The following is a 10556-nucleotide window of genomic DNA, read 5'->3' as shown; positions in this document are numbered from 1 at the left end:
GGTTTTTTTTTGCACCTGTCCCCTTTCCGTGTTTTCCTGTGGGGCATGGGCGCGTTAGCAACGCTCGACTACATCGTCCTGGCGGCTTACGTGCTGGTGCTGATCGCGGTTTGCGTTCGCGTCAGCCGGCGCAGCCCCGACAGCGACGAACTGTTCCTGGCCGGGCGTACGCTCGGAGCCGGCGTGGTTGGCCTGTCGCTGTTTGCCTCCAACATCTCCTCGACCACACTGATCGGCCTGCCCGGCGCCGCCTGGAGCAGCGGCATCGCGGTGGCCAACTACGAATGGATGGCGGCGCTGGTGCTGGTGTTCACCGCGGTGTTCGTGACGCCGACGCTGCTGGGCAACCGCATCACCACGCTGCCCGAACTGCTGGAACGGCGCTTCGATGCACGCATGCGCAAATACCTGTCGGGCGTGTCGGTCTTCCTTTCCATCGTGCTCGACACCGCCGGCAGCCTGTTCGCCGGCGCGCTGGTGCTGCAGGTGTTTTTCCCGGGCCTGCCGCTGGGCGCCACCATCGCGGCGCTGGCGGTGTTCGCCGGCCTCTACACCGCGGCCGGTGGCCTGCGCGCCGTGGTTTACACCGACGTGCTGCAGTCGATCGTGTTGCTGGCCGGTTCGGCCATGCTGGCCTGGCTGGTGTTCGCCGAGTTCGATTTTTCCTGGGCGGCGGTGAAGGCGTCGATGCCGGCCGACCACCTGAGCCTTATCCGCCCGATGGACGACCCCAACCTGCCCTGGCTGGGCACGCTGATCGGCCTGCCCATCCTGGGTTTTTACTACTGGACGATGAACCAGTACGTCTCGCAGCGGCTGCTGGGCGCGCGCGACATGAAGGCCGCCGGCGGCGGCGCCCTGCTGGCAGCGGGCCTGAAGCTGCTGCCGCTGTTCCTGATGGTGCTGCCCGGCGCCATGGCGATTTCGCTGCTGCCCGACCTGCAGCGCGGCGACGAGGTCTTCCCGAGGCTGCTGGCCGAATACGCGCCCGCTGGCCTGGTCGGCCTGGTGCTGGCGGCGCTGCTGGCGGCGATCATGTCGAGCGTCGATTCGGCCCTGAACTCGGCGTCCACGCTGATCACCCTCGATTTCGTGCAGCCGCGCCGGCCCGGCCTCGACACGCGCGCGCTGGCGCGCCTGGGCCGCTGGATCACGCTGGGGCTGATGGCCCTGGCGGCGCTGTGGGCACCGATGATCGAGTCCTTCCCGGGCTTGTTCGCCTACCTGCAGCAGGCCTTTGCCTACGTCACGCCGCCGCTGGTGGCGGTGTTCGCGCTGGCCTTCCTGGACAAGCGGCTGGGCGCGCGCGCGGCGCTGTATGCCACCGCCAGCGGCCATGCCTTCAGCGCGGGCTGGTTCGTCGCCACGCAGCTGGGCTGGCTGGACCTGCACTTCACCATCGTCGCCGGCCTGCTGTTCGTCGTGACCGTGCTGTTCGCGTTCGCGTGGCGGCGGGTCACGGGGGAAAGCCCCGCGCCCGCCGCACTGGCGGTGCTCGATCAGGCCGCGGCGTCGGCCTCGCCGGCCTGGTTGCGGCCGGCGGCCTTGGCCATGACGGTGGCGACCGCGGCCCTGGTGCTGGCCTTCTGGTGACCGTCCGGGCCGCGCACGGCGGCCAGGAAGTCCTTGCCCCAGCGGTCGACGTCATAGTTTTCGACGATGCCGTAAAGCTGCCGCAGCCGGCCTTCGGCTTCGTCCGAATCCATCGCCAGCGCCTGGCCCAGGGCCGCGGTCAGGTCGGCCGGGTCGTGCGGGTTGGTCAGCACCGCGCCCTTCATTTCCGCGGCGGCGCCGGCGAACTCCGACAGCACCAGCACGCCCTTGCCACCTTCGATGCCCTGGGTGGCGACGAACTCCTTCGCCACCAGGTTCAGGCCGTCGCGCAGCGGGGTGATCCACATCACGTCCGAGGCGGCGTAATGCGCCACCACTTCCTCGAAGGGCAGGCTGCGGGCGAAAAAGCGCACCGGCGTCCAGTCCAGGCGCGAGTGTTTGCCGTTGATTCGGCCCACGGCCTGTTCGATCTGGGTCTGCAGCTTCTGGTAGATGGTCATTTCCTTGGCCGCCGGCACGCAGATCATCAGCAGCGTCACCGTGCCGGCCAGCTGCGGCTGCGCTTCGAGCAGGCGTTCGAAGGCGTTCAACTTTTCCAGGATGCCCTTGGTGTAGTCCAGGCGTTCGATCGAAAGCACCAGCTTGCGCGGGCTGATTTCACGGCGCAGTTTTTCCAGCGTGGCGCGGGTGCCGCGCTGGGCCAGCACGTCGCGGATGCGGCCCAGGTCGGTGCCCACCGGGTGCGCGCCCAGGCCAACCTCGCGGTCGCCCACGCGCATGCGCGTGACCATCGACTCCAGGCCCACCGCGCAGCCGTAGGTCAGGAAGCGCGGCGCGCAGCCTTCGCGTTCCAGCACTTCCACCGGCATCGCGCCGCGCACCACGTCGACGAAGTTTTCGACCTGGCGCGGGATGTGGAAGCCGATGTAGTCGCAGCTGAGCAGGCTGCCCAGGATCTCGCGCCGCCAGGGCACCACGTTGAAGATGTCGGCCGAGGGGAAATAGGTGTGGTGGAAGAAGGCGATCTTCAGGTCCGGGCGCAGCTCGCGCAGGCGCGCCGGCACCATCCACAGGTTGTAGTCGTGCAGCCAGACGGTGGCGCCGGGCGCGGCCTCGGCGGCGGCGGCTTCGGCGAACTTGCGGTTCACCTTCAGGAACACCTTCCAGTCGTCCTCGCGGAAACGCGCGCGCTCCCAGAAGGTGTGCAGCATCGGCCAGAAGGCTTCCTTCGAAAAACGCTTGTAGAACGCATCGACTTCCGATTTGGCCAGCGGCACGCGGGCGGCGGTCAGGTTCGGGTAGCGGTCCGCGTCCACCGGCGTGCGCGCCTCGAAGCCGGGGCGTTTTGCGTCGTCGAGCGTCCAGGCCACCCAGGACCCGGGCTGGCCGCTGCCGAAGAAGCTGAGCAGGCTCGGGATGATGCCGTTGGGCGAGGCGTGGCGCTTCTGCACGCGCTTGCCGTCTTCCACCGATTCGTCGAAGGGCAGGCGGTGGTAAACCATCACCAGGTCTGACTTGCCCTGGCCGGTGCAGGCGGGCTTGTCGACGTAGGGGTCGTTCGCGGGCAGGAAGCCGAAGTGTTCGATCGCCTCGAGGATGCCGCCGCAGCCGGCATCGTCGGCGTGCAGCACGCGCTCGTGGCGCTGCGTGGCCTCCAGCAGCGCCGGTTCGGAACGGCCCACGCACACGCCCTGGAAGCCGGCGTCGAACATCGACAGGTCGTTGAGCGTATCGCCGGCGACCAGGATGCGGTCGCGGCCCATGTCCAGCTGTTCGGCCAGCGCGATCAGGGTGCGGCCCTTGTCGGTGCGCGGCGGCAGGATGTCCAGGTAGCGATCGGCGGAATAGAGCACGTCGCAGCCCAGTTCGCTGGCGGCGGCCTCGATGTCGTCGCGGTGGCGCGCCAGCACGTCGGGGTCGCAGAAATAGGAGCAGCGGCGCTCCTGCGGCACGTCCTGGCGCTGCAGGGCCGGGAAGCGGCGCATGGCCTTGGCGACCACGTGTTCGCCGGGCCAGCGCGCGTCGATGCCCGACTGCAGCGGCTGCAGCGGCTGCAGCGTGCGGCCGCAGGCCACCGTCGCGCCGACGTCGCAGACCAGGTAGTCCGGGCGCGGCAGCGAAGGATCGGAAAGCAGGGGGATCACGGCCTCGAGGCTGCGGCCGGTGACCCAGACCAGGCGGATGCCCGGATGCTGGTCGACCAGGCGGTAGAGCCGCTGGCGGTGGCCGGCTTCACCGGCCAGGAAGGTGCCGTCCAGGTCGGTGGCCAGCACCAGGGCGGGTTTGTTGGTGAGGGAGTTCATGGATTCGCCTTTCTGGTTGCTCAACGGGTTTCCTTGTTGCTCGAAGCCAGGTCGGCCTCGGTTTGGGTTTCAGGCAGCAGCTCAAGCGCCGCCGGGGTGGTGCGCAGCATCGGGTGGAACGGGGTCGGGTGGGCGCGGCCACGGCGCGCGGCCAGGCGCAGCAGCAGGAACACCGCCAGCGCCGCCAGCACTGCCGCGAAATAGGCGGGCAGGGCGCCCGGGCCGAACCGGCCCATCAGCTCGCCGGCAATCGCCGGGCCCAGGGCGGCACCGATGCCGTGCACCAGCAGCAGGCTCGAACAGCCCGACAGCAGGTCTTCGGGCGGCAGCGTGTCGAGCATGTGCGCCACGCTCATCGGGTAGATCGAAAACGCGAGGCCGCCAAAGGTAAAAAACAGCGCGTACACCGGCCAGGGGCCCCAGTCGCCCGCCAGCAGGGCCAGCAGTGATACGCCGGCGGCCGCCAGGCAGGCCAGGGCCAGGCCGATGCGCCGGTCCACCCGGTCCGACAGCCGGCCTACCGGCCACTGCAGCAGCGCGCCGCCCAGGATGGTGGCGACCATGAAGTGCGACACGCCGTCGCGGTCGAAGCCCAGCTGCCCGGCGTACACCGGGCCCAGGCCCCAGAACGCGCCCATGGCCAGCCCGGAAATACCGGCGGCCAGGGTTGCCGCCGGCGCCATGGCGTAAAGCTTGCGCAGCCCCAGCCGGGCATTGGGCGGGATGCTGGGCTGGGCCAGGCGGGTCAGCGTCACCGGCAGGGCCGAGGCGCAGATCAGGATCGCGACCAGGCTGAAGAGCAGGAAACCGCCGTCCACGCCCAGGCCCAGCAGCAGCTGGCCCGCGGCCAGTGCGCCCAGGTTCACCGCCATGTAAACGGTGAAGATGCGGCCACGCAGGGCCGGGTCGGGCTGGGCGTTGAGCCAGCTTTCGATCACCGTGTACAGGCCGACCAGGGCGATGCCGGTGAACAGGCGCAGGCCGAACCAGGCGACCGGGTTAACGAAGATCGGGTGCATCAGCACCGCGATGGCGGCCAGCCCGGTGAAGAAGGCGAAGGTGCGCACGTGGCCGATGCGGCGCACCAGCGGCGGCGCCAGGAAGGTGCCGACGAAGAACCCCGCGAAGTAGCCCGACATCACCAGGCCCAGGGTCCGGTCGTCGAATCCCTCGATGCCACCGCGCACCGCCAGCAGGGTGCCCAGCAGGCCGCTGCCGGCCAGCAGCAGGGCCACGCCCGCCAGCAAGGCGGCCAGTGGCAGGACCACGCGGATCATCGTTACTCCCGGTACAAGCAAGTCCGAGATTGTAACATATTGATCTGAATGGGAAAAATCACAGGGCTTGAATCGCGCTCCGCTCCCCCCACTAATGCGCGGTCCCCACCTTGTTTCCCTGGAATTGATCCATGCCGATCTACGCCTTCGAATGCAGCGCCTGCGGCCACGCCTTCGACCGGCTGCAGAAGCTGTCCGACGCCGACCCCACCGACTGCCCCGAATGTGGCCAGGCGCAGGTGCGCCGGCAGGTCACAGCGCCCAGCTTCAGGCTGGCGGGCAGCGGCTGGTACGAAACCGACTTCAAGAAGGACGGCGACAAGAAGCGCAACCTCGCCGACGGCGGCGACAAGCCGGCCAGCAAGCCCGAGGCCAAGTCCGACGCCAAGTCCGATTCCAAGCCCGCGCCGGCCAAGCCGGACGCCAAGCCCGCCGCCTGAGCCCTTGCCGGGTTTTGCGGCCGCAGGGTAGGGTCGGGGCATGAAAACCAAGACCCCGCTGCTGCTTTGTTCCTTCGTGCTGCTGGCCGCCTGCGCCGGCGAGCCCCAGGCCCCCGTCGCGCCCGCGTCGTCGCCGGCCACTTCGGCCCCGGAAGCGCCTGCGCCCGCCGATGCCTTCATGGCCCGGCTGGCCGAACACTGTGGCGAGGCCTTCGCCGGCCGCATCGTCGCCGACGAGCCGCCGCCGGAAGGCGACGATCCCTTCGCCGGCAAGCCGCTGGTGATGCACGTGCGCGAGTGCTCGGCGACTGAGCTCAAGGTGCCTTTCCACGTGGGCGACGACCATTCGCGCACCTGGGTGATCACCCGCACCGACACCGGCCTGCGCCTCAAGCACGACCATCGCCACGCCGACGGCAGCCCGGACGCGGTCACCATGTACGGCGGCGACACCGACGGCGACGGCACCGCGGTGCGCCAGAGTTTCCCGGTGGACGCCGAGTCGGTGGCCATGTTCGGCCGCGAGGGCCTGAAGGCCTCGATCCAGAACACCTGGGCGATGGAAATCGAGCCCGGCCAGCGTTTCCTCTACGAACTCTCCCGCCCGGGCGGCCGGCTGTTCCAGGTCGAGTTCGACCTGAGCCAGCCCGTCGAGCCGCCGCCGGCGCCCTGGGGCCACGAATAAGCTCCACGCTCCTGCAGGGATGGCCTGCGGCTGGATTTGCCGGGAAACCGCCCAGGACCTACCATTACGGGCTTTTCCGGGGTCGGATTCCCGCCCCCGCGCCATGATTTCCGGAGCCAGCATGCGCAGCCATTTCTGCGGCCTCGTGGACGAGTCCATGATCGGCCAGACCGTCACCCTTTGCGGCTGGGCCGATGTCGCCCGCGACCTGGGTGGCGTGTGTTTCATCGACCTGCGCGACCACGAAGGCATCGTCCAGGTGGTGGCCGAACCCTCCGGGGCCGAAGGCAACGCCGCGGTGGTGAAGGCCGCCGCCGCCGTCGGTTACGAGGATTGCCTGCGCATCACCGGCACCGTGCGCGCCCGCCATTCGGTCAACGACCGCATCCGCACCGGCAAGGTCGAAGTCGTGGCCACCGCCATCGAAGTGCTGAACAAGGCCGAGCCGCTGCCTTTCCACGCGCATGAAAACGCCGGCGAGGACATCCGCCTCAAGTACCGCTACCTCGACCTGCGCCGCCCGGAAATGCAGAAGATGATGCGCACCCGCATCAAGCTGGTGCAGGCGCTGCGCCGCTGGCTGGACGCGCGTGGTTTCCAGGACATCGAAACGCCCATCCTCACCAAGGCCACGCCCGAGGGCGCGCGCGACTTCCTGGTGCCGGCGCGAATGCACGCCGGTGAGTTCTACGCGCTGCCGCAGTCGCCGCAGCTGTTCAAGCAGATCCTGATGGTGGCCGGCTTCGACCGCTACTACCAGATCGCCCGCTGCTTCCGCGACGAAGCCCTGCGCGCCGACCGCCAGCTCGAATTCACCCAGCTCGACATGGAGTTCGCCTGGGTGTCCGAGCGCGACGTACAGGACGCGGTGGAAGGCATGATCCGCGAGGTCTTCAAGGAAGTGATCGACGTCGAACTCGACGCCAGCTTCCCGCGCCTGACCTGGGCCGAGGCCATGCGCCGCTTCGGTTCCGACAAGCCCGACCTGCGCAACCCGCTGGAACTGGTGGACGTGGCCGAACTGGTGAAGGACTGCGGCTTCAAGGTCTTCGCCGATGCCGCCAGCGAAGACGGCGGCCGCGTCGCCGCGCTGCGCATCCCCGGCGGCGCCACGCTCAGCCGCAAGCAGATCGACGAATACGCCGCCCACGCCGCCAAGTACGGCGCCAAGGGCCTGGCCTACGCCAAGCTCGACGAGGCCGGCGCGGTGAACTCGCCGATCGCCAAGTTCTTCGACGAAGCCGCCTTCACCGCGCTGCTGCAGGCCGTCGGCGCCCAGGCGGGCGACATGGTGTTCTTCGGTGCCGGCGCCTGGAACAAGGTCTGCGACTTCATGGGCGCGGTGCGCCTGAAGGCCGGCAAGGATTTTGGCCTGGTCCAGCACGCCTGGAAGCCACTGTGGGTCACCGACTTCCCGATGTTCGAGTGGGACGAGGAAGAAAGCCGTTACGTCGCCCTGCACCATCCGTTCACGGCGCCAGCGATCGACGACATCGCCGAGCTCAAGGCCAATGCCCGCATCGCGGTGTCGCGTGGTTACGACATGGTGCTAAACGGCAACGAAATCGGCGGCGGCTCGATCCGTATCCACCGCTCCGACATGCAAAGCGCGGTCTTCGACCTGCTGGGCATCGGTGCGGAAGAGGCCGAGGCCAAGTTCGGCTTCCTGCTCGACGCGCTGCGTTACGGCGCGCCGCCTCACGGTGGCATCGCGTTCGGCATCGACCGCATCGCGGCGCTGATGGCCGGCACCGAATCGATCCGCGACGTCATCGCCTTCCCCAAGACCACCACGGCGCAGTGCCTGATGACCGGCGCGCCGTCGCCGGTGCCCGAAGTGCAGCTGGCCGAAGTGCACGTGCGCGCGGTGCCCAAGGCCCCGGCCGCCAAGGAGTAAAGCCCTGGCGACCGCGGCCCCCACCGGCGACCGCGTCATCCTGCTCCACGGCGTGTGGATGCGCGGGCTGACGCTGTGGCCGCTGGCAAGGCGGCTGCGCCGCTTTGGCTACCGCGCCGAGGTATTCGACTACGCCAGCCTGCTGCACGGGCCGGCGCCCAGCGTCGACAAGCTGGCCGGCCGCCTGCAGGCGCTGGCCGATGGCCCGGTGCACCTGGTCGGCCACAGCCTGGGCGGCCTGGTGGCCCTGGAAACCGTCGGCAGTTATGCCGGCCTGCCGCCCGGGCGCGTGCTGTGCCTGGGCTCGCCGCTGGCCGGCTCCAGTGCCGCCCGTGGCCTGGCCCGCCACCACCTGGGCTTCTGGCTGGGCCGCAGCGGCACCCTGCTGCGCAGCGGCCTGCATGCCCTGCCTGAAGGCCGGGAAGTCGGCGTGATCGCCGGCAGCAAGCCGATGGGCCTGGGCAGGTATTTCGGCGACTTCGACGGTCTCAACGACGGCACCGTGGCGGTCTGGGAAACCCGGCTGCCCGGCCTGGCCGACCACCGGGTGCTGCCCGACAGCCACACCGGCCTGCTGCTCGACCCGCGCGTGGGCGACCTGGCGGCGGGATTCCTGCGCGATGGCCGCTTCCCGGCCTGAAGTCCGCTGCGGCCAGGGGCCCGGCCGTATAATCACCGCTTAGCCACAGCACAAAGAGTCGGGTTCATGGGCAGATTGATGGCCATCGAAGGGCGCAAGAACGCCCAGGACGCCAAGCGCGGCAAGGTTTTCACCAAGGTCATCCGCGAGATTTCCACCGCCGCGCGCCTGGGCGGCGGCGACCCCAAGGCCAATCCGCGCCTGCGCGTGGCCGTGGACAAGGCCCTGGCGGTGAACATGACCCGCGACGTGATCGAGCGCGCGATCAAGAAGGCCACCGGCGAACTCGAAGGCATCAGCTACGAGGAAATCCGCTACGAGGGTTACGCGCCCGGCGGCGTTGCCGTCATCGTCGATTGCCTGACCGACAACAAGGTCCGCACCGTCGCCGACGTGCGCCACGCCTTCAACAAGTGCGGCGGCAACCTGGGCACCGATGGCTCGGTGGCCTTCATGTTCCGCAAGCTTGGCGTGCTCAGCTTCGGACCCGAAAGCAGCGAAGACGCCATCACCGAAGCCGCCATCGAAGCCGGCGCCGACGACGTGGCCAGCTATCCGGACGACGGCGTCATCGAGGTGCTGACCTCGCCCGAGGCCTTCGAGGAAGTAAAGGCGGCGATGGTCGCGGCCGGCCACGTGCCGCTGGACGCGCAGGTGACCATGCGCGCGGAAAACGACAGCAAGGTCGAAGGCGAGGTCGCGCTGCAGGTCAAGAAGATGCTCGACATGCTCGAGGACCTCGACGACGTTCAGGACGTCTACCACAACGCCGACCTGGGCGACGCCGCCTGGACGTGACCCGCATCCTCGGCATCGACCCGGGCTCGCAGCGCACGGGCATCGGCCTGGTGGACGTGGATGCGTTGGGTAAAAGCACCTACGTGCACTGCCAGGCGCTGAACCTGCTGCAGGACACCGACGACTTCCCGGCGCGCCTGGGCAAGCTGGTGTTCGACCTCGAAGACATCCTGTCCGAGTGGAAGCCGACCGTGGTCGCCATCGAATCGGTCTTCATGGCCAAGTCGGCCACCTCGGCGCTGAAGCTTGGCCACGCCCGCGGCGCGGCCATCGCGACGGTCGTCCGCCATGGCCTGCCGGTTCACGAATACGCGCCGCGGCAGATCAAACAATCGCTGGTGGGCACCGGTGCGGCCGACAAGGACCAGGTCCAGCACATGGTCCGGCTGCTGCTGTCGCTGCCCGACAAGAAACTGCAGGCCGACGCCGCCGACGCACTGGCGGTGGCCCTGACCCACGCCCATACCAGCGCCACGGCCGGCCGCACCGGCTTGGCCGCGGCCCTGCTGAGGAGACGCCGATGATCGGTCGCCTGAAAGGCATCCTGGTGTACAAATCGCCGCCGCAGCTGATGGTGGACGTCAACGGCGTCGGCTACGAACTCTCGGCGCCGATGAGCACCTTCTACGACCTGCCGGAAGTGGGGCGCGAAGTCACACTGTCCACGCACTACGCGGTGAAGGAAGACGGCGTGGCGCTGTACGGTTTCCTCACCGAAGCCGAACGCCGCCTGTTCCGCGAGGTGCAGAAGGTCACCGGCGTCGGCGCCAAGATCGCCCTGGCGGTGCTGTCGGGCGCCAGCGTCGACGACTTCGCGCGGCTGGTGCAGTCCGGCGACATCACCGCGCTGACCCGCATCCCGGGCATCGGCAAGAAGACCGCCGAACGCATGGTGGTCGAGCTGCGCGACCGCGCGGCCGACTTCGCCGGCGGCGGTGCGGTCTTCACCGGCACCGGCGGGG

10 protein-coding genes are annotated in these 10556 nt (G+C 69.1%); 8 read left to right on the top strand and 2 right to left on the bottom strand.

Going from position 1 to position 10556, the window contains the following annotated elements; translation table 11 throughout:
• Nucleotides 1–1593, top strand: a 1593-nt coding sequence (locus AACZ35_RS08725; RefSeq protein ID WP_339828276.1) for a sodium/solute symporter, incomplete at its 5' end; no start/stop codon positions are given.
• Here the strand turns inward: AACZ35_RS08725 and ggpS are convergent.
• Together ggpS and AACZ35_RS08715 are read right to left on the bottom strand one after the other, a co-directional pair.
• Nucleotides 1500–3857, bottom strand: a complete 2358-nt coding sequence (ggpS, locus tag AACZ35_RS08720; protein WP_339828274.1) for a glucosylglycerol-phosphate synthase — start codon at nt 3855–3857, stop codon at nt 1500–1502. The genes AACZ35_RS08725 and ggpS overlap by 94 nt on opposite strands.
• Nucleotides 3858–3877: 20 nt before the next feature.
• The gene (locus AACZ35_RS08715) at nt 3878–5134 is read right to left on the bottom strand and encodes an MFS transporter (RefSeq protein ID WP_339828273.1); all 1257 of its coding nucleotides are present in this window, start codon (nt 5132–5134) and stop codon (nt 3878–3880) included.
• A 131-nt stretch (nt 5135–5265) separates the two neighbouring features.
• Between AACZ35_RS08715 and AACZ35_RS08710 the strand changes: the two genes are divergently transcribed.
• From AACZ35_RS08710 to ruvA, 7 genes are all read left to right on the top strand, one after another.
• Entirely contained in the window at nt 5266–5574 is a 309-nt protein-coding gene (locus AACZ35_RS08710; protein ID WP_339828271.1) for a zinc ribbon domain-containing protein, read from the top strand.
• Nucleotides 5575–5614: 40 nt separating this feature from the next.
• Nucleotides 5615–6259 (top strand): hypothetical protein, encoded by a 645-nt coding sequence (locus AACZ35_RS08705; RefSeq protein ID WP_339828269.1) that lies wholly within the window; start codon nt 5615–5617, stop codon nt 6257–6259.
• Between the two features lie 121 nt (nt 6260–6380).
• Nucleotides 6381–8156 (top strand): aspartate--tRNA ligase, encoded by a 1776-nt coding sequence (gene aspS / locus AACZ35_RS08700; RefSeq protein ID WP_339828268.1) that lies wholly within the window; start codon nt 6381–6383, stop codon nt 8154–8156.
• Nucleotides 8157–8160: 4 nt separating this feature from the next.
• Entirely contained in the window at nt 8161–8796 is a 636-nt protein-coding gene (locus AACZ35_RS08695; protein WP_339828277.1) for an alpha/beta hydrolase, read from the top strand.
• Nucleotides 8797–8862: 66 nt separating this feature from the next.
• Nucleotides 8863–9594 (top strand): YebC/PmpR family DNA-binding transcriptional regulator, encoded by a 732-nt coding sequence (locus tag AACZ35_RS08690; RefSeq protein WP_339828266.1) that lies wholly within the window; start codon nt 8863–8865, stop codon nt 9592–9594.
• Entirely contained in the window at nt 9591–10118 is a 528-nt protein-coding gene (gene ruvC / locus AACZ35_RS08685; RefSeq protein ID WP_339828264.1) for a crossover junction endodeoxyribonuclease RuvC, read from the top strand. The genes AACZ35_RS08690 and ruvC overlap by 4 nt, the downstream gene beginning before the upstream one ends.
• On the top strand, nt 10115–10556 hold a 442-nt coding region (gene ruvA, locus AACZ35_RS08680), incomplete at its 3' end, for a Holliday junction branch migration protein RuvA (protein WP_339828263.1). The genes ruvC and ruvA, both read left to right, overlap by 4 nt.

The organism is uncultured Arenimonas sp. (assembly GCF_963976025.1).
GTDB lineage: Bacteria > Pseudomonadota > Gammaproteobacteria > Xanthomonadales > Xanthomonadaceae > Arenimonas.
Note: the sequence above shows the minus strand (reverse complement) of the source record. Positions and strands in the feature narration are given on the sequence as shown.